Origin of the sequence: Pseudonocardia sp. P1 (assembly GCF_000178675.2) — a bacterium.
Taxonomy (GTDB): Bacteria; Actinomycetota; Actinomycetes; order Mycobacteriales; family Pseudonocardiaceae; genus Pseudonocardia.
Window position 1 is genome coordinate 4,549,700 of sequence record NZ_ADUJ02000001.1, and the last position, 18,767, is coordinate 4,568,466.

Here is an 18,767-nt window from a genome sequence, read left to right on the forward strand (position 1 = left end):
GTCAGGTCAGGGCGGTGTGGATTCGGGTCGCTGTTGCGGTCAGGTCCTGGCGGACCAGGGCGGACTGCTCGGTGAAGGCCGTCAGCTGCCGCGCGTCGAACGTCAGCGCCCCGGACATGCAGGCGGTCGCGGCGGCCGAGCCGTGGTCGAGCAGCGCGGTCCAGTGGCCCTGCGCGACGGCGTCCGGCACCGCGTCGTAGCCGCGGGCGTCGCGCATCACGGTCTGCAGCGTCCCGCAGGCGACGGCGAGCTCGACGGCGTCCTGCCGGCCCGCGGCGGCGGCGAGCCGGTCGAACCCGTCGCCGATCGCGACGAGGTGGCCGAGACCGCCGTTGTCCCGCCACGCGGTCAGCGCGACCACCGGATCGGCGGCCGACAGCGCGGTGCCGGGCACCGCGTCGACGAGTGCGGCCGCCGCGGCGGGGGAGAGCGGCGCCATCCGGGGCAGCGGTGCTCCGGAGCCGGTCACGGTGGCCGGGGTGGGCAGCGGCGAGGACGACGATGGAGTCAGCAGCAGCCCGGTCGCGGCGATCGTGGCGGTGGCGACGGCGGCGGCGCCGAGGAACACCGGCAGTACCGCCGTGCGGAACGCGCGGGCCCGGGTGACGGGCAGGGCCGGACCCGGCTCCGTGGTGCCGGCGGGAACCGGCAGGGCGGTGTCGTCCGGCGTCGGCGTACCGGGCGCCGGGGCCACGGTCCGGGCGGGAGCCGGGCGCTGCTCCGGGATCGTCCGGTCCGGCAGCACCCCGGGGCCCGGCTGCGGCGACGCGACCGCGCCGGGCGGGACGCCGGCCTCGGTGCGCTGGGCCGGGATCGTCGCCGCGGCGTCGACCGTCCCGGGGTCGCCGGTCGGGGTGCTGGCCATCTCGGTGCCTCCGGGGGAGTCGTGCGGAGCGGACGTACCCCTGATCGGCCGAACGCCGGTGCGTCGTTACCGGTGTGCGGGCCCCGGCGGCGTCGATCATCAGGATCGATGATCGGAGGGACGGGGCGCGGGGCCGATAGGGTACGCCGTACGAAGAGTCGGCGAGGGAGTTCGGTGACGGATCAGCAGGGGTGGGGGACGCCCGAGGGCCAGGCGATGATCGAGCTGCTCTGGGACCCGCCGGCCCCGCCACGGCGCGGTCCGCGGCAGAAGCTGACGCTCGACCGCGTCGTCGAGGCGGGCATGGCCGTCGCCGCCCGCTCGGTCGACGAGCTGTCGATGCGCAAGGTCGCCCAGGAGCTGGGGGTCGGCGCCATGAGCCTCTACACCTACGTGCCCGGCCGGGACGAGCTGTTCGAGCTCATGGTCGATCGCGCGTGGGGGACGCGGGAGCTGCCCGCCCGGGACCTCGGGTGGCGGGCGCAGGCGGAGTTCCACGCGCACGAGGCGTGGCGGATGTACCGCGAGCACCCGTGGCTGATCAGCTCGAACCTGTGGCGGATGCCGCTGGGGCCCCACGTGCTCGACGTCCAGGAGGACCTCTACCGCGCGGTCTCGCTGGCCGGGCTGGACCCGGTGACGGTCGTCCGGTCGGCGGGGCTGATCGAGTCGCACGTCTTCGGAGCGGCCCGCGCGAAGATCACCGACACGTCGGTGGCGTCCCGCACCGGTGTCGACCGCGACGACCACTACGCCACCCGGGCCGGGTTCTGGGGGAGCTACTTCAGCGAGGAGCGGTTCCCGTCGATGAACCGGCTCTGGTACGCGGGCGGGTTCGACGAGGAGGACGCCGACGGTGACTGGGAGTTCGGTCTCGGCCTGATCCTCGACGGCATCGAGCGGCTGGCGGGATGATCCTGGGTTCATTCCACGACGTGAATCGTTCTTGACCGCCGTACGCCAGCGTTGGTTGGCTGTGATCCACAATGGCGGCGAACGGAGTGACATGGAACTGAACCGGATCGCGGGTGGTGACTGCGGACGGGACGACTGCCCGACGGTGTTCGTGACCGATCGAGGAACGGTTGCCGTCCAAGGATATGTCGTCGATCGAGCGACTCCGGACGACGAGGCAATCGTCGAGATTCCGGTGACTATTTTACGGGACGCTGCTCGTGCGCTTGGAGTCTGATTCCTGGCGCCGATTTTTCGATTCGTACGAGCGAACCGCCTTCCGTCTGGAGACGCTGCCCTCGTACGGGGTTCCCGAGGAGGACGCCGAGCTGGCCGCGTTCCTCTCCACCGGGGGGCTGCACATCCCGGACGACGATCAGTGGCTCGTCCGGGTGAGGAGGTTCCGGGCGACGGGGCGGTGGGTCGGCCGGGTGCACGTCGTCCGCCGGCCGCTGACCGACTATCTGCGCTACGAGTTCGCGGTCTACGCGCACACGGTGCGGGCAGGTGAGGACGTCCGGATCCTGGACGTCACCGACGACCCGGTGCCCGGCCTCCCGCAGCAGGACTTCTGGCTTTTCGACGACACACGGATAGTCCTGATGGCCTATGACGCCGACGGGCGCCAGATCGACCGGGAGCTGCTGAACGACATCGATCCTGCCCCGTACGTGCAGTGGCAGCAGCGCGTGTGGGAGCGAGCGGTCCCGTTCACCGCATACGAGGCCATGCTGGACGGGTGAGGATCGAACCCGGCTGGACGACCGAGGACCGCGAGGATCTTGCCGCGGCTCTGCTGCGTCTCCATAGGGCCTCGGGGCTCTCCGGTGAGCGGCTCGCCCGCAGGGCCGGAATGAGCCAGAGCAAGATCAGCCGGATCGAGACCGGACGGCTGTTGCCGAGCGTCGTCGACGTCGAGCAGATGCTGGCAGGCCTGGGTATCGATGGGCAGAGCCGTACAGATCTCCTGGCCTTGACACGTGTTGCGAACTCCGAGTTCCAGGACGTCCGCAGCTCAGTGCGCCGCGGCCTGCATCACCGGCAGCGTGAACTCGCCGCATTGGAGCAGCGGGCGACGGAGATCCGGCACTTCCTCCCGGCGCTGATCACCGGCCTGCTTCAGACGCCCGGGTACATGCGTGCGGCGTTGTCCACGCCGCTGACGCCCGTCGGTGACGACATCAACCGGACGATCGCGGCCAAGCGGGACCGGCAGGCGGTCCTCCACGATCCTGACAAGCGGTTCAGCTTTCTTCTGACCGAGTCCGCACTGCGCTGGCGGTTGTGTCCACCGGACGTCATGGCGCCGCAGCTCGAGCACCTGCACGCGTTGTCGCTGCTGTCATCCGTTTCGATCGGCGTCCCGCCGTTGGATCGAACAGTTCCGGACGGCGCCTATCACACGTTCGTCGTCTACGATCGCCGTCTGGTCACTGCGGAACTGTTCTCGGGGCAGCTGGTTCTGCGTGACCCGAAAGACGTAGACCATCATCGTGGCCTGTTCGATCTCTTCGCCGGGCGCGCTCTGTGGGGCGACGAATCCAGACGGATCATGCAATCTGCTGCAGACGATTTCCGTAGCGCGGGATGATGCGGCGACGCGCATAGTCGGACAGTTTCACCCGAAGCTCTTCTAGATTCACTTCCGTGAATTCGACGACAGTCCGAATCTGGCAATTCCGGTGAGGGTGCGATCTGTTTGCCTGATGTGCGGACGTGCGCTCGACCTGCCGGCCCCACCGCTGCCGCCACGCGACTGCGTACGGCGGCGCTGTCGTCGTGCGGCGGTCCGTGCGAGTGGTATGGGCTGGCCGGGCCGGAAACGACGCCGTTCCGCTCGCTGGTGGCAGCAGATCTCTCGCCCGATCGGTGTGAGGTGGGGCGGTGCGGGCACCGGGTGACGCCGGTCGCGTCGTTACCCTGGACGGCGTGCAGACCCCGACCGTCCTCGTCGTCGACTACGGCGCCCAGTACGCGCAGCTGATCGCCCGCCGGGTGCGCGAGGCGGACGTGTACTCCGAGATCGTCCCCGCGTCGACGCCGGTGTCCGAGATCGTCGACCGCGCCCCCGCCGCCGTGATCCTCTCCGGCGGCCCGGCCAGCGTGTACGCGGACGGCGCCCCGGCCGTCGACCCGGCGCTCTTCGAGGCCGGCATCCCGGTCTTCGGCATGTGCTACGGCTTCCAGGCGATGGCCCGCGCGCTCGGCGGCGAGGTCGCGCACGACGGCACCCGGGAGTACGGCCGCACCGAGATCGCACTCTCGGGCACCCCCGGCACGCTGCACGGCGGGCTGCCGGCGACGCACCCGGTCTGGATGAGCCACGGCGACTCGGTGACCGCGGCGCCCGCCGGTTTCACGGTGACGGCGTCGTCGGACCGGGTCGCGGTCGCCGCGTTCGAGGACACCGACCGGCGCCTGGCCGGCGTCCAGTACCACCCGGAGGTCGGCCACTCCCCGCACGGGCAGGAGGTGCTGCGGCGATTCCTGCACGACGTCGCCGGCATCACCCCGACCTGGACGACCGCGTCGATCATCGACGAGACCGTCGACGCGATCCGGGCGCAGGTCGGCGACGGCCACGCGATCTGCGCGCTGTCCGGAGGGGTGGACTCCGCGGTCGCCGGTGCGCTCGTGCAGCGTGCGATCGGGGACCGGCTGACCTGCGTGTTCGTCGACCACGGGCTGCTCCGTGCCGGTGAGCGTGAGCAGGTGGAGAAGGACTTCGTCGCCGCGACCGGGGCGACGCTGCACACCGTCGACGTCGCCGACCGGTTCCTCGACGCGCTCGCCGGGGTCACCGACCCCGAGGAGAAGCGCAAGATCATCGGCCGGGAGTTCATCCGGGTCTTCGAGGCCGCGACGGCCGAGGTCGTGGCCGACCACCACGTCGGCTTCCTGGTGCAGGGAACGCTCTACCCGGACGTCGTCGAGTCCGGCGGCGGTGACGGCACGGCCACGATCAAGAGCCACCACAACGTCGGCGGGCTGCCCGACGACATCGAGTTCGCTCTGGTCGAGCCGCTGCGGGCGCTCTTCAAGGACGAGGTCCGCATGGTCGGTGCGGAGCTGGGGCTGCCCGAGGTGATCGTCGGCAGGCAGCCGTTCCCCGGCCCCGGCCTGGGCATCCGCATCATCGGCGAGGTCACCCACGACCGGTTGGAGACGCTGCGGGCGGCCGACGCGATCGCCCGCGAGGAGCTGACCGCGGCCGGGCTGGACCAGCAGATCTGGCAGTGCCCGGTGGTGCTGCTCGCCGACGTCCGCAGCGTCGGCGTCCAGGGCGACGGCCGCACCTACGGCCACCCGATCGTCCTGCGTCCGGTGTCCAGCGAGGACGCGATGACCGCGGACTGGACCCGGCTGCCCTACGAGGTCCTCGAGCGGATCTCCACCCGGATCACCAACGAGGTGTCCGAGGTGAACCGGGTCGTGCTGGACGTGACGAGCAAGCCGCCGGGCACCATCGAGTGGGAGTGACCCCGGACGTCGAGCGGGGCGGGACCGGTGTTCCCGGTCCCGCCCCGGCCTGCCCGGGCCTGCGTCCCCGACCCCCGTCGGGTCCGCGGCCGCACGGGCGGCGGTGGGCGCCGGCGACGCTCCCCAGCTCGCCGGCGACCCCCACGTGTGGTGTCGCTGACTAGTTGTCGTCGGAGGGGGCCCGGGAGTTACGCAGGCTCGCCACCAGGAACGCGATCCCGGCGACGACGGCGGTCCCGGCGAGCAGCCAGCGCAGGTCGACGAACTCCCACGGGCCCACCCCGGTCAGCCCCGAGACCGCCACGAGCAGGGCGAGGATCCCCGCCACCAGGGCGACCACGTCCGGCCGGCGACGTCCGACCTCGGTCTCAGCCACGCTGCACCTCCACGACCCCCATCTCGGCCCGCAGGTCGAGCTCCAGTACCCGCCCGCCGGGGCCGTCCGGCCCGGGGTCGGTGACGGCCAGGTCCGAGTTCTCCCCGGTCCGGGACTGACCGTCGATCGTCACGTCGCCGAGCCCGGCCGACCCGCGGACGACGAGATCGGCGTTCTCGGGTACCCGCACGGTGATCGCGCCGGCGCCGACCTCGGCGCGGGTGCGGACCGGGCCCTCGGCCCCGGGCGCCGGGGTCAGGTCGATCCGGGTGAGGTCGAGGTCGATGGTCCCGGAGCCGCGCCGGTACTCGGGCGCGACCTGTGCCGCCGTCGCAGGGGCCTCCACGATCGGGCCGACGCCGCCGCGGACCGCCCAGCCGTCCGGGCCGAACGCGCCGTTCACCAGCGAGGTCAGGCCGGTCAGCAGGGCGAGCACCAGTGCGAACGGGATCAGCCAGCGCCCCACCCGCCGGAACGCGCCGATCAGCAGCCCGACCCCGACGACGGCGAGCGCCGCCCCCGGCACCGCGGACAGCGGCAGGACGCCCGGTGCGGCCAGCACGATCACCCCCACCATCCCGGCGACGACGAGTGCGACGGCCAGCGTGACCGGCGTCAGCTTCGAGCGCGGCGCGGGCGGGGGCACCGGCTCGGGGCCCGGCTCGGGCAGGTCCCAGGCGAACGGTGCGACTCCGAGCGGGTCCCACGACGGCGGCGTGCGCTCCGGGTCTCCCGGCATCGCCGGGTGCGCCGCGCCGGTGGGGCCCGTGGCGCCCGGCGCCGCCGCCCACGGGACGGCCGGGGTGGCGGCGGTGGCAGCCGTCCGGGCCGCGGGCCGTCCGCCGCGGGTCAGGTGCAGGGCCACCAGGAGCCCCACCGCGACCACCGTGGCCACCAGCCGCTCGGCCGAGGTGACGAGCGGGATCGCCAGCAGGCCCGCGATCGTCAGCAGGGTGATCGAGAGGACCGACGCCGGCGCGTTCCGCTGCGGCGGCGCCCCCGGCGGGCCGGCGTCCGGCAGAACGGCGCAGCCCGCGAGGTAGAGCGGCAGGCCCGGGCCGGTCACCGTGGCGACGACGAACGCGATCCGCACCAGCGTCGGGTCCACGTCGTAGCGGCGGGCGATCGCGGAGGAGACCCCCGCCAGTTTCCGGTCGTCCCGTGGCCGCACCGGCCGGGACTCCCACATCTCCCGCAGGGTGTCCATGCCCTGCGCCCCCGCCCGGCGTGGCCCCGGGGTCCGGGCCTGTGTTCCGCTCATGACGACAAGCCTGCACGGCCGGGTGACCCCCGGGTCTCGGGGACAACCCCGAGCCGACCCCGGAACCGGACCGGAGGGGGACGGCCGCGAACCGTGTGACGATGGAGTCGTGAACAGCCCGAACCCGTCCGCCCGCGGTGCGCCCGCCGGTGCGCCGCCGGAGCCTCCGACCCCACCCGGCCCCGCTTCCGGGCCCCGGACCGAGCCGACGGCCGGCGAGGCCCGGACCGGGCCGGTGTCCGGGGAGGAGCGGACGGAGCCGGCCCCGGTGGGGGACCGCACGACCGCGCGGGTCGCCGCGTCCGCCGCCCCCGCCGCGCCGCTCACCCGGCGCCGGTCCGGCCGGATGCTGGGCGGCGTCGCGGGTGGCGTCGCCGACCATCTCGGCGTCGACGTGCGCTGGGTGCGTGCGGCGTTCGTCCTGCTGACGTTCCTGGGCTGGGCGGGCGTACTGGCGTACGGCCTGCTGTGGGTGTTCGTCCGGCAGGAGGTCTCCGCGGCCGAGCGGACGGTGACCCGTTCCGAACGGCTGCAGGCGGCCGGGCTGCTCACCCTCGGCCTGGGGCTGTCGCTGGTCGCGGCCACGTCCGGCTCGGTGATCGGATGGATCGCCGGCCCGCTGGGGCTGGCGACGGTCGGTGCGGCCGTCGTCTGGCGGGAGGCGGACGAGGCGCAGCGCCGCCGCTGGGCGCGGGACGCGCGCACCCGCGTCGTCGGGGGCCGGGCCGCGCTGGTGCGGTCGCTGCTCGGGGCCGCCCTGGTCCTGACCGGGCTGATGGCGTTCCTGCTGGGGAACCTGGACCTCGGCCAGGTGCGGTTCGGCATCCTGGCCGCGCTGGCGACCCTGCTCGGTGTCGCGGTGCTGACCGTCCCGTGGTGGGTGCGGCTGGTGCGCGATCTCGGCGAGGAACGGCGGGCCCGCGCGGTCGAGGCGGAGCGGACCGAGATCGCCGCGCACCTGCACGACTCGGTGCTGCAGACCTTGGCGCTGATCCAGCGCCAGGCGGGCGACTCCCGCGAGGTGCAGCGGCTGGCCCGCGGGCAGGAGCGCGAGCTGCGGGCGTGGCTGTACGGGCCCGGCGGGCGTGCCACCGGCGGCGCCGGGGTGCCGCCCTCGGAGGCGGCGGAGACGACGCTGTCCGCGGCGATCACCCGCGTGGCGGGGGAGGTCGAGGACACCTACGCGGTCGCCGTCGGGCCGGTGCTGGTCGGCGACGCCGAGCTCGACGGCGACCTGCGCGCCCTGGTGCTCGCGGCGCGGGAGGCGATGGTGAACGCGGCCAAGCACTCCGGGACGGCGGAGGTGGACGTCTACGTCGAGGTCGAACCGGCCTCCGACGAGGTCCCCGGCGTCGCGGAGGTGTTCGTCCGCGACCGCGGGAAGGGCTTCGACCCGGACGCGGTCGACGGCGACCGGCACGGCCTCGCCGACTCGGTGCACGCCCGGATGCGCCGGCACGGCGGTACGGTCCGGATCCGCACCGGTGCGGGCGAGGGCACGGAGGTGCGGCTGACGATGCCGCTGGAACGGGAGGGGACGGCATGAGCTCCGCGGAGGCCGACGGGCCGATCCGGGTCTACCTGGTCGACGACCACGCGTTGTTCCGGTCGGGGGTGCGCGCCGAGCTGGATCGCGGCGACGGCCGGTCGCCCGCCGTCGAGGTGATCGGCGAGGCGGGCTCGGTGGACGAGGCCGTCGCCGGTGTCGCGCACCTGGAGCCGGACGTCGTGCTGCTGGACGTGCACCTGCCCGGTGGCGGGGGCGCCGAGATCCTGCGCCGCACCCGGGCGGCGGGGACGGAGTCGGTGTTCCTCGCGCTGTCGGTGTCCGACGCGGCGGAGGACGTCATCAGCGTCATCCGGTCCGGGGCCCGTGGCTACGTCACCAAGACGATCTCGGGGCGCGATCTGGCGGACGCGGTGCGCCGGGTGCGGGTCGGCGACGCGGTGTTCTCCCCGCGGCTGGCCGGGTTCGTGCTCGACGCGTTCTCCGACCGTCCGGGGGCGGCGCCGCCGGTGGACCCGGAGGTGGACCAGCTGACGAAGCGTGAGCGCGACGTGCTGCGGCTGCTGGCGCGCGGCTACGCGTACAAGGAGATCGCCGGGGAGCTGTTCATCTCGGTGAAGACGGTGGAGACCCACGTGTCGAGCGTGCTGCGGAAGACGCAGACGTCGAACCGGCACGAGCTGTCCCGCTGGGCTTCCGACAGGAGGCTCGTGTAGGTCGCTACCCCCTGCACGACGACGGCGCCGGACCCGATCGCGGGGGACGGCGCCGTCGTCGTGCGGAAGGGGTGGTCAGCCGCCCAGCAGGGAACCGGCGCCCTCGGTGACGCCACCGACGAGCCCACCGACCGGCTCGGTGACCGTCGACGCGGCCTTCCCGACCGGCTCGGTCACGGTGCCGAGAGCCTTCCCGACCGGCGCGGTGACCTTCTGCAGCGGCTGGGTCCGCTCGTTCCCGGAGGAGCCCGAGGACCCGTCGGTCTTCTTCGTCGCGGCCGAGGTGTCCAGCAGCCCGGTGACCGGCTCGGCGGCCTTCAGGACCGGCCCGGTCAGCGGCTCGGTGGCGCCCAGGACCGGCTCCGTCACGGGCGACAGCGCACCCAGCACCGGCGTCGTGACGGGCTCGAGGGTGTCGGTGAGCGGGCGGGTCACCGGCTTCACCGCGTCCGTCACGGGGGCGACGGCGCCGGTGACCGGCTCCAGGGCCCCGCCGACGGTCCGGCCCACCGGGCCGGCGGCCCGCGCGACCGGGGCCACGACGCCGTCGGCGACACCGGCGACGACCGGCCGGGTCGGTTCGGTGACGCCCTGCAGCGGACCGGTGCTGGTGCCGCCCGCGGACGGGCTCGGCGTGGTGAGCGGCGCGATCAGGTTCGGCGCGGACGGCCGGTCCGGGTTGTTGAGGGCCTGCACCGGTGCGAGCCCGCCGATCGGCGAGCCGGTGCCGGTGGAGCCGGTCCCGGTGGGGCCGTTGCCGGACGGCGTGCCCGGGGATCCCGCGGGCGGGGTCGCGGCGGCCGTCGTCGTGGTGCGCTGGGCCGGGATCGCCGCGGCCGCTCCGGAACCGGTGCCGGTCGAGACCTGACGCAGGGTGCCCGCGGCGGCGGACTGCTGCGGGAACGCGACGTCCATCCAGTCGGTCGCTCCGGGCGCGGTGCCGGGCAGCTCGTGCAGCGGCGACGAGAGCGCGACGTTCGCCGGCAGGTACTGGCCGGGCAGCGTGTCGGGCGCCTGACCCGCGGGCAGCGCGACGCCGGGGAAGAGGCCGTCCGCGGCGGCCTGGGCGTCGGAGTCGTGCGAGGCGGCGCCGTTGTACATCGCGGCGCCGAGCACCGAGCCGGCGGCGACCAGCGCACCGGCGACCGCACCGGCCCGCCGGCGCCCGGACGTCGGCCGGGCGGCCCAGCCCTGGGCACCCTCGGTGCGCGGCTGCGGGAGGTCGATGTCGGGCCACCCGCCGGGCGCGCCGGCGGCGGGGACGTCGGACGCGGGAACAGCTGCGGCCGACTCGCGGCCCTCGCGGCGCAGCAGATCGCCGACGGACAGGATCGGGCCGGTCAGCGGCCCGGGGCGGGAGTCGCGTGCGCCGGCCGCATGACGGGCCAGAAGCTCGGCGACACTCACGACCTCACGGTGCCCGGGGGCGCCGGGGGCGCCGGGGAGCGGGGCTCCGGCAGGGGTGTCGGTCACGGCCGCACGTCCTCCTTCAGGTGTCGTTTCGACCCGGGAAGGTCTACCGGAACCCTCGCCCGATCCCAAGTGATGACCCTCCGCTCGTCGCGCGTAACCCGATCAGGTGATTCCCGTTCGACGGGCGTAACCGACCGCTCACCCCGTTCGTTGACCACCGAGGCAACCGGTCTGCGACGACACCGGGTCGGAAACCGCAGGTCGGTCTTCCGGCCGGAGCGACCCCGGTCACATTCCGTGCACTTCCGGTGAATCGCCGAATGGTCGCCGTTCCCGGGCGGATGCGGAGCGCGACGACGGCGGCCCGGGCGGCGACCCGCGCTCAACGACCGCCGAGTCGCCCCCGGCCGAGCCGCAGCAGCATCAGTGCGAGCTCCCGGCCCTCCGGGCCCAGCTCGTGGAACCGGTCCAGCACCGCCATCTCGCGGCTGTAGACGATCCGCGGCCCGCCCGCGGCCATCCGCGCGGCGCCGATCCGCTTCGACACCTCCGTGCGGCGCAGGACGGCGTCGAGGATCTCGGAGTCGAGGCGGTCGATCTCCTTGCGGAGGTCGTCGATCTCGGAGTCGGCGCCGGTGGGGACGGAGTCCCCGCTCGGCGCGTGGGAAACGGCGGGTTCGGTCACGGTCGTGGCTCCTCGTCTCGGTCGCCGGGTCTCGAGGACCGAGGACATGCGAACGCCCCGGGTCCTGCCGGACTCCGGGGCGCGCTGGGGGGTCTGTCCTCAGACAGGGTGTGCAGCGGGTGCCGGAGACCGGAACCCGTAGCGAAATCGCCTGTCGTCGTACACGGCCGCGAGTGTAGACCACCGGCGGGGTACGGGCGTCGTCGTTCCACCCGCCGGGGCCGGGCTGTCGGACCCCCGGCGTACCGTGTTCGACACGATGAGTGCGCTGTTCGAACTCCCCGGGACGAGCTCGGTCACCGAGCCGACGACCTCACGCGGCCGGCAGCTGCTCGAGGGCCTCAACGACCGGCAGCGGGAGGCCGTGACCCACGCCGGGTCCCCGCTGCTCATCGTCGCGGGAGCAGGCTCGGGGAAGACGCGCGTGCTCACGCACCGGATCGGCTGGCTGCTCGCCGAGCGCGGGGTGCACCCCGGCGAGATCATGTCGATCACCTTCACGAACAAGGCCGCGGCCGAGATGAAGGAGCGGGTCGACGGCCTCGTCGGTCGCCGCTCCGGCCCGATGTGGGTGTCGACGTTCCACTCCATGTGCGTGCGGATCCTGCGCCGCGAGGCCAAGCACCTGGGTGTGCGCAGCGCGTTCTCGGTCTACGACGCCGACGACTCCCGCCGCCTGGTCGGCATCGTGGGCCGGGACCTGGAGCTCGACCCGAAGAAGTTCGCCCCGCGGGCCCTCGCCGCGCAGATCTCGAACCTGAAGAACGAGCTGCTGTCGCCGGACGACGCGGCCGAGCGTGCCGGCACCGACCACGAGCGGCGGATCGCCGAGGTCTACGGCGTCTACCAGTCCCGGCTGCGGCAGGCGAACGCGTTCGACTTCGACGACCTGATCATGGAGACGGTCTCGCTGCTGGACCGGATGCCCGCGGTGGCCGAGTACTACCGGCGGCGGTTCCGGCACGTGCTGGTCGACGAGTACCAGGACACCAACCACGCCCAGTACGAGCTGGTCCGCCAGCTGGTGCTCCCGGCCACGGAGAAGGGGAAGCCCGCCGAGCTCTGCGTGGTCGGCGACTCGGACCAGTCGATCTACGCGTTCCGCGGCGCGAACATCCGCAACATCATCGAGTTCGAGCAGGACTTCCCGGACGCGCGGACGATCCTGCTGGAGCAGAACTACCGCTCCTCGCAGACGATCCTGTCCGCCGCGAACGCGGTGATCGCCCGGAACCCGGAGCGCCGGGACAAGCGACTGTGGTCCGACGCGGGCGACGGGGAACGCGTCGTCGGCTACGTCGCCGACAACGAGCACGACGAGGCGTCGTTCGTGGCGAGGGAGATCGACCGGCTCGTCGACTCCGGCGAGTACCGCAACAGCGACATCGCCGTCTTCTACCGCACGAACAACCAGTCCCGTGTCTTCGAGGACGTGTTCCTGCGGGTCGGGATGCCGTACAAGGTGGTCGGCGGCGTCCGCTTCTACGAGCGCCGCGAGATCCGCGACGCGCTCGCGTACCTGCGGGTGCTGTCCAACCCGGAGGACACGGTCAGCCTGCGGCGCATCCTCAACGTGCCCAAGCGCGGCATCGGGGACCGGGCCGAGTCGGTCGTCGCGGAGTACGCGGAGCGGGAGCGGACGTCGTTCTCCCGGGCGTTGCGCACCGCGGCCGAGGAGCCCGCGAAGCTCCCGGCCCTGGCGACGCGCTCGCAGAAGAACATCGCCGGGTTCGTCCGCATGCTCGACGATCTCGGCGAACTGGTGGACCGCGGCGACGACACCGCGGAGATCCTGGAGGCGGTCTACGCCCGCACCGGGTACGTGGAGGAGCTGCAGGCCTCCGAGGACCCGCAGGACGGCACCCGGATGGACAACCTCGCCGAGCTGGTCACCGTGGCCCGCGAGTTCGCCGGTGACGCCGCGGTGGCCGACCTGGAGGCGCTGAGCACCGACCCGGACGCCGGTGGCGGGGCGATCGGGTCCGGAGCGGCCCCCGGCGAGGACCCGGCTCCCGCTGCGGGGGCACCGGCGAGCCCCGGCGACGACGTCGACACCGACGCCGGCGCCCCCGAGCCCGGTTCGCTGGCCGCGTTCCTGGAGCGGGTGGCCCTGGTCGCCGACGCCGACTCCATCCCCGACGACGACACCGGCGTCGTCACCCTGATGACCCTGCACACCGCGAAGGGCCTGGAGTTCCCGGTCGTGTTCCTGACCGGCTGGGAGGACGGGATCTTCCCGCACCTGCGGACGCTGGGGGACCCGAAGGAGCTCGCCGAGGAGCGCCGGCTCGCCTACGTGGGGATCACCCGGGCCGAGCAGCGCCTCTACGTGTCCCGCGCGATCGTCCGGTCGGCGTTCGGGCAGCCCAGCACCAACCCGGCGTCCCGGTTCCTCGACGAGGTGCCGGCCGAGCTGACCGAGTGGCGGCGCACCGAGGAGCAGCTGGTGGCCGAGCGGCCGTCCGCCCCGGTGGGCCGGTTCGGCTTCGGCCGCTCCGGCGGGCGGGGCGCGACGGGGTCGGGCGGCCGCGGGGACTGGAAGGTCCCCGAGCGCAGCCTGAACAACACCTCGCTGCATCTCGACGTCGGCGACCGCGTCAACCACGACAAGTACGGTCTGGGCACGGTGATCGCCGCGGACGGCGTCGGCCCGCGGGCGACGGTGACGATCGACTTCGGCTCGGGCGGGACGGTCCGCCTGATGCTGATCGGCGGCGTCCCGATGCAGAAGCTGTAGCCCGGGCCGGGTCAGTCGTCGTCGGAGTCCCGGTCGGAGTCGCCGCGGCCGGGGTCCGCCGCGGCCTCGGCCGGGGTGAGGATCTCGATCGAGGTGAAGGCCCCGGAGGCGTCGACGGTGACGGTGCGGGGTGCGGGCACCGCGCACGCCGTCGGGCACTCGGTCGACCCGAAGACGGTGAAGCCGCTGACGTCGGCCCGCACGCCGTCGGGGACGACGATGCGCAGCGACCCGAGGACGGCACGGGTCTCCACCCGGTCCTGGTCGGGCGCCACGGCGATCGTCCGTGAGCTGAGCACCGCGGCGCCGTCCTGCGCGGAGATCAGGTGCGAGCCGCCCCAGAGCGCCGCCGCGACCAGCGCGACCGTCCCCAGTGCACCTCCCGCCGACCGGGCCGCCGTCGTGAGCAGGTCCCGTCCGCGGGACGCCGGGGCGGCCGTGGCGACCGTCGGTGCGGCGGTGTCGGCGGGCAGGTCGACGGTCAGCGGTTCCAGGTCGGCGCGGGTCCGGGCGGCCCAGGCGCGGGCGGACCGTTCCTCGTACTCCTCCAGGGAGAGCCGGCCCTCGCCGTGGGCCCGCTGGAGGCGGGCGTCGACCGCGCGGCGTTCGGTGTCGCCGACGCGGAGTTCCGATCCGTCCGTCACGCGGCCATTCTGCCGCGTGCGGATCAGGCGTCGCGGTCGCCGGTCAGCCGGGTGACGTCCAGGCCGCGTTCGGTGAGCCAGGGCAGCGGGTTGGTCTTGCTGCCGTCGGACTCCCAGATCTCCAGGTGGAGGTGCGGGCCGGTGGACTGGCCGCGGTTCCCGACCTCGGCGATCTCGTCGCCCGCCTTGACCTGCTGTCCGACCTCGACGAGCGAGCGGTTGATGTGGCCGTACACCGAGCTGGTTCCGTCGGGGTGCTTGAGCACCACCCACATCCCGAAACCGCTGGCCGGGCCGGCCTTCTCCACGACGCCGTCGGTGAGGGCGAAGATCGGCGTGCCGATCGGCGCGGCGAGGTCGATGCCGTAGTGCTGCACGCCCCAGCGGGCGCCGAAGCCGGAGGTGAAGCGGCCCGCGGTGGGCATCACCAGGGGCTCGCCGTCGAACACGACGGCCTTCGGTGCGCCGTGCGACATGGCGCCGGAGATGGCGCGTTCCTGCGTGGCGGCCTGCTCGCCGAGGCGGGCGGCCTTGGTGAGGCTGGCGACGTCGACCTCGGTGGTGTCGTCGAGATCGGGCAGCGAGGCCTGCGAGGCCAGCTGCTCGCCACCGATCGCCGAGGTCACCGCGGGAGCGGTCGTGTCGGCGGGACGGGGCTCGGCCGACACCGGCAGCATCGCCGAGGCGGCGAGCCGTGCGTAGGAGTCCTCGACGGCCTGCTCGCCGGACAGTCCCGGGATGCCGAGGGCGCCTGCCATCGTCTGGCCGGCCGCGACGAGTGCGCCACCGGCTGCGGCGGCGACGGTCACCCGGGTCCGGTGGCCGGTCGCCGGGGGCAGCGGGAACTGGTGCCCGCCGGCCGTCGCCGGGCGCGCGGCCCCGGTCGTGGGTGTGGCCGCGCCGTGCACGGTTCCGTCGTGGGACGTCGCGCGTACGGCTCCGCCGGGTGCGGCCGTGCGGGCGGTCGCCGCCGGGCCGGGGTGCGGCGCGGCGGCACGGGCGACGGGCGCGTCCGCGGTGCCGTGTCGGGCCGGTACGGCGGGACGGGCGACGGGCGCGTCCGGGGTGCCGGGACGCGCTGGTGCGGCGGGGCGGTGCCCGTCGCGCGGACCCTGCGGGCGGCTGTGGGGCGCGGCGGTGCCGGGCCGGTTCCGGGGACCCGCCTGTTCCGGGCGGGTACGGGCGGGCACGTGGGCCGGCGGATGCGGACGGTGCACGTCGGCGCCGGCCGGCACGCGGGTACGCGTGACCGACGGCGGAGGCGCCGGGTGCCGGTGGCCGCCCGCGGTGACCGGCACGTGGGGGATCGTGCCGGGCCGGGACTCCGGTCGGACGGCGCCGCTGGGGGAGCGGTGGCGCGCCAAGACCTGCCCTTCTGGTGTTCAGGTCGTCCCGGGCCGGTCGGCGGTGGTCGTCGGAGTGGGGGCTCCGCGGGGGTGTGCGCCGTTTCGGGGGCGGCGCCGACCACCGTGATCGGCTCGTGACGTGGACGACTGGACGGTAACCCGACAGTCGCAACGCGGCAACGGCGGGCCGCCGTACGGGTACGGACGGTCGGAGATCATCGGCGACCGGTCGGGGGAACGCGCCGGAGGGCGACGGCTCCGGGTCACCCGGTCGTCCGCCGCCGTACGGGTGGGCGGACTCCGCGGCTCAGGACGCGGGGGCGCCCGGGACACCGGGGACGCCGCCGCCGGTGCCGGTGCCGTCGAGCTCCGCGTCCACCGCGTGCCGGCCGGCCGGGCGGAGGGATCCACGCAGCCGGCGGTCCCGGACCGCGTCGTGCTCGCGCCGCTCCACCTCGCCGCGCGCCAGTGTGCTGGCCACCCAGTGCACCGTGCGCCGGTCGATCGGCAGCGACAGGTGCCCGACGTCGTCGAGGCGGAGCTCCTGGACGTCGAGGTCCGGATGCTGCAGCCGGGCGTTGCGCTGCGGGACGACGACCTCGTCCATCCGGGACCAGACGACGAGGAACCGGGTCCGGCACCCCGGTGCCGGTACGTCGAGCTCGGCGAGCACCTCGGAGCCGGGACGGAGCTGGCGGCACAGCGCGGTCGGCGCGAGCCGGGCCAGATTGCTGCCCGAGTGCGGGCTGCCGAGCGTGACCAGGGTGTCGACGACGTCGTCGCCGCCCATCCGCTGGACGTAGTAGCGGGCGACGACCCCGCCGAGCGAGTGCCCCACGATGTGGACCTTGTCCGAGCCGGTCGCCTCGCGCAGCCGCTCGACGTGCCCGCGGAGTTCGTGGGCGGCGCTGCGCAGGTCGCCGGTGAGCAGGCTGTAGTTGATCGCGTGCACCGTGCCGAACCCGCGCCGGCGCAGCGCGTGCGCGAACACGGTGAACACCGACCGGTTGTCCATGATCCCGTGGATCAGCAGGATCGGGGTCCCCGCGGCGGCCGGGTCGGCGACGACCAGGCTGCGCTTGACCGGCGGGAGGGTGTCGGTGCGCCAGTGCCCGTGTGCCCGGACCGTCTCCTCGGCCAGCCCGATCGGGTAGAGCGCGAGGTGGGCCGACAGCCACGCCCACTCGACGGCCAGGCCCCTGAGCCCGGCCGGGGAGGTGAAGGTGCGCACGGCGTAGCCCGTCGCCTGCCCGAGATCGCTCGCGAGGTCCGTCGCTCCGGAAGCGATCGCGCGCAGGCGACGCCACCCGGGTAGCGACGTCGCCATGGTGGAAAGGTAAGTCAGATCACAGCCGTTCGCCCGGTGGCGGCCCGGCGCGTGGTCGGCATCACTCGGACGGGGCATCTGAATCGAACACTGCCCCGACGGGGTGACAGCAGTCACCGGCCCAGGTCAGGACCGGTGCGGACGGCGTGGCTAGGCTCCCGGACGCAGCACGACCGACGTCCGCGACCGCTGCCGCCTCCCAGCGCGGGGCGCCCCCGGAGGAACCCGGGGACGCGCCGGTCGCGGCCGATAGCGAAGTGGAGCGGGAGAGCCGAGTGGACCTGTACGAGTACCAGGCGAAGGACCTCTTCGCCGCGCACGGAGTCCCGGTGCTGCCGGGGAAGACCGTGGACAACGCCGCCGACGCCGCGGCCGCAGCGTCCGAGCTGGGCACCGCCGTCGTGGTCAAGGCCCAGGTCAAGACCGGCGGCCGGGGCAAGGCGGGCGGCGTGAAGCTGGCCCAGAGTGCCGACGAGGCCAAGGAGAAGGCCGAGGCCATCCTCGGCCTCGACATCAAGGGCCACACCGTCCACCAGGTGCTGGTGACCGAGGCCAGCGACATCTCCGAGGAGTACTACTTCTCGTTCCTGCTGGACCGCTCGAACCGGACCTTCCTGGCCATGTGCTCGGCCGAGGGCGGCATGGAGATCGAGGAGCTGGCCGTCGAGCGCCCGGAGGCGCTGGCCCGCATCGCGATCGACCCGATCGCCGGTGTCGACAAGGCGAAGGCCGACGAGATCGTCGCCGCGGGGAAGATCCCGGCCGCCGTCGCCGACGAGGCCGCGAACGTCATCGTGAAGCTGTGGGAGACCTTCGTCGCCGAGGACGCCACCCTCGTCGAGGTCAACCCGCTGGTCCGTGACCCGCAGGACAAGGTGATCGCCCTCGACGGCAAGGTCACCCTCGACGAGAACGCCGCGTTCCGCCACGAGGCGCACGCCGAGCTCGTCGACGAGCGGACCGAGAACCCGCTCGAGGCGAAGGCCAAGGCCAAGGGCCTGAACTACGTCAAGCTCGACGGCGGCCAGGTCGGCATCATCGGCAACGGCGCGGGTCTCGTCATGAGCACCCTCGACGTCGTGGCGTACGCCGGTGAGGCGCACGGCGGCGTGAAGCCGGCCAACTTCCTCGACATCGGCGGCGGCGCCTCGGCGCAGGTCATGGCCGACGGCCTGGACGTCATCCTGGGCGACGACGAGGTCAAGAGCGTCTTCGTCAACGTCTTCGGCGGCATCACCGCGTGCGACGCGGTGGCGAACGGCATCGTCGAGGCCCTGAAGATCCTGGGCGACGACGCCACGAAGCCGCTGGTCGTCCGCCTGGACGGCAACAACGTCGAGGAGGGTCGCAAGATCCTGGCCGACGCGAACCACCCGCTCGTCACTGTGGTGGGCACGATGGACGACGCGGCCGCCAAGGCCGCCGAGCTGGCGAACGCCGCGGGAGCCTGAGAGAA

Annotated in this window: 17 protein-coding genes; 9 read left to right on the forward strand and 8 right to left on the reverse strand. The window is 73.9% G+C overall.

From position 1 onward, the window contains the following. Position 1: 1 nt before the first annotated feature. The gene (locus PP1_RS21035; RefSeq protein WP_075314711.1) at positions 2 to 865 is read right to left on the reverse strand and encodes a hypothetical protein; all 864 of its coding nucleotides are present in this window, start codon (positions 863 to 865) and stop codon (positions 2 to 4) included. A gap of 174 nt (positions 866 to 1,039) precedes the next feature. On the opposite strand from PP1_RS21035, the gene PP1_RS21040 reads away from it, so the two are divergent. The 5 genes from PP1_RS21040 (at position 1,040) to guaA (ending at position 5,299) form a co-directional block, all read left to right on the forward strand. Then, complete coding sequence (locus PP1_RS21040) at positions 1,040 to 1,780, forward strand: TetR/AcrR family transcriptional regulator (RefSeq protein ID WP_249266050.1); 741 nt, start codon at positions 1,040 to 1,042, stop codon at positions 1,778 to 1,780. Between the two features lie 91 nt (positions 1,781 to 1,871). Beyond that, positions 1,872 to 2,057: a hypothetical protein gene (locus PP1_RS21045; protein WP_075314709.1), complete on the forward strand. Its 186-nt coding sequence runs from the start codon at positions 1,872 to 1,874 to the stop codon at positions 2,055 to 2,057. Continuing rightward, the gene (locus tag PP1_RS21050; RefSeq protein ID WP_010224596.1) at positions 2,041 to 2,562 is read left to right on the forward strand and encodes a DUF6879 family protein; all 522 of its coding nucleotides are present in this window, start codon (positions 2,041 to 2,043) and stop codon (positions 2,560 to 2,562) included. Before PP1_RS21045 ends, PP1_RS21050 begins: the two co-directional genes overlap by 17 nt. Further along, on the forward strand, positions 2,559 to 3,410 hold the full coding sequence (locus PP1_RS21055; protein WP_010224595.1) for a helix-turn-helix domain-containing protein: 852 nt from the start codon (positions 2,559 to 2,561) through the stop codon (positions 3,408 to 3,410). The genes PP1_RS21050 and PP1_RS21055 overlap by 4 nt, the downstream gene beginning before the upstream one ends. Before the next feature lie 338 nt (positions 3,411 to 3,748). Beyond that, a complete protein-coding gene (gene guaA, locus PP1_RS21060; protein WP_033198698.1) occupies positions 3,749 to 5,299 on the forward strand; it encodes a glutamine-hydrolyzing GMP synthase in 1,551 nt (516 codons plus the stop codon). A gap of 160 nt (positions 5,300 to 5,459) precedes the next feature. Here guaA and PP1_RS21065 read toward each other — a convergent pair whose 3' ends face one another. Both PP1_RS21065 and PP1_RS21070 read right to left on the reverse strand, forming a co-directional pair. Then, positions 5,460 to 5,675: a hypothetical protein gene (locus PP1_RS21065; protein WP_010224593.1), complete on the reverse strand. Its 216-nt coding sequence runs from the start codon at positions 5,673 to 5,675 to the stop codon at positions 5,460 to 5,462. Then, positions 5,668 to 6,936 carry a PspC domain-containing protein gene (locus PP1_RS21070; RefSeq protein ID WP_075314707.1) on the reverse strand — a complete coding sequence of 423 codons (1,269 nt, stop codon included), beginning with the start codon at positions 6,934 to 6,936 and terminating at the stop codon, positions 5,668 to 5,670. The genes PP1_RS21065 and PP1_RS21070 overlap by 8 nt, the downstream gene beginning before the upstream one ends. 109 nt (positions 6,937 to 7,045) lie before the next feature. On the opposite strand from PP1_RS21070, the gene PP1_RS21075 reads away from it, so the two are divergent. After that, positions 7,046 to 8,482, forward strand: coding sequence for an ATP-binding protein (locus PP1_RS21075; protein WP_443217601.1), 1,437 nt, complete (start codon positions 7,046 to 7,048; stop codon positions 8,480 to 8,482). Continuing rightward, entirely contained in the window at positions 8,479 to 9,159 is a 681-nt protein-coding gene (locus PP1_RS21080; RefSeq protein ID WP_010224067.1) for a LuxR C-terminal-related transcriptional regulator, read from the forward strand. The genes PP1_RS21075 and PP1_RS21080 overlap by 4 nt, the downstream gene beginning before the upstream one ends. A gap of 75 nt (positions 9,160 to 9,234) precedes the next feature. Here PP1_RS21080 and PP1_RS21085 read toward each other — a convergent pair whose 3' ends face one another. Then, entirely contained in the window at positions 9,235 to 10,632 is a 1,398-nt protein-coding gene (locus PP1_RS21085; protein WP_075314705.1) for a hypothetical protein, read from the reverse strand. A 322-nt stretch (positions 10,633 to 10,954) separates the two neighbouring features. Continuing rightward, positions 10,955 to 11,257 (reverse strand): chorismate mutase, encoded by a 303-nt coding sequence (locus tag PP1_RS21090; RefSeq protein ID WP_010228337.1) that lies wholly within the window; start codon positions 11,255 to 11,257, stop codon positions 10,955 to 10,957. Positions 11,258 to 11,516: 259 nt separating this feature from the next. On the opposite strand from PP1_RS21090, the gene PP1_RS21095 reads away from it, so the two are divergent. Continuing rightward, positions 11,517 to 13,994: a UvrD-helicase domain-containing protein gene (locus PP1_RS21095; protein WP_029239439.1), complete on the forward strand. Its 2,478-nt coding sequence runs from the start codon at positions 11,517 to 11,519 to the stop codon at positions 13,992 to 13,994. 11 nt (positions 13,995 to 14,005) lie between these two features. Here the strand turns inward: PP1_RS21095 and PP1_RS21100 are convergent, their stop codons facing one another. The 3 genes from PP1_RS21100 to PP1_RS21110 all read right to left on the reverse strand — a co-directional run bounded on the left by PP1_RS21100 (position 14,006) and on the right by PP1_RS21110 (position 17,311). After that, a complete protein-coding gene (locus tag PP1_RS21100) occupies positions 14,006 to 14,638 on the reverse strand; it encodes a DUF1707 SHOCT-like domain-containing protein (RefSeq protein ID WP_010228332.1) in 633 nt (210 codons plus the stop codon). Between the two features lie 23 nt (positions 14,639 to 14,661). Beyond that, the gene (locus tag PP1_RS21105) at positions 14,662 to 15,546 is read right to left on the reverse strand and encodes a M23 family metallopeptidase (RefSeq protein ID WP_249266049.1); all 885 of its coding nucleotides are present in this window, start codon (positions 15,544 to 15,546) and stop codon (positions 14,662 to 14,664) included. A 745-nt stretch (positions 15,547 to 16,291) separates the two neighbouring features. Continuing rightward, on the reverse strand, positions 16,292 to 17,311 hold the full coding sequence (locus tag PP1_RS21110) for an alpha/beta fold hydrolase (RefSeq protein WP_010235739.1): 1,020 nt from the start codon (positions 17,309 to 17,311) through the stop codon (positions 16,292 to 16,294). Positions 17,312 to 17,568: 257 nt separating this feature from the next. Between PP1_RS21110 and sucC the strand changes: the two genes are divergently transcribed. Continuing rightward, complete coding sequence (sucC, locus tag PP1_RS21115; protein ID WP_256385587.1) at positions 17,569 to 18,762, forward strand: ADP-forming succinate--CoA ligase subunit beta; 1,194 nt, start codon at positions 17,569 to 17,571, stop codon at positions 18,760 to 18,762. The last annotated feature ends 5 nt before the right edge of the window (positions 18,763 to 18,767 follow it).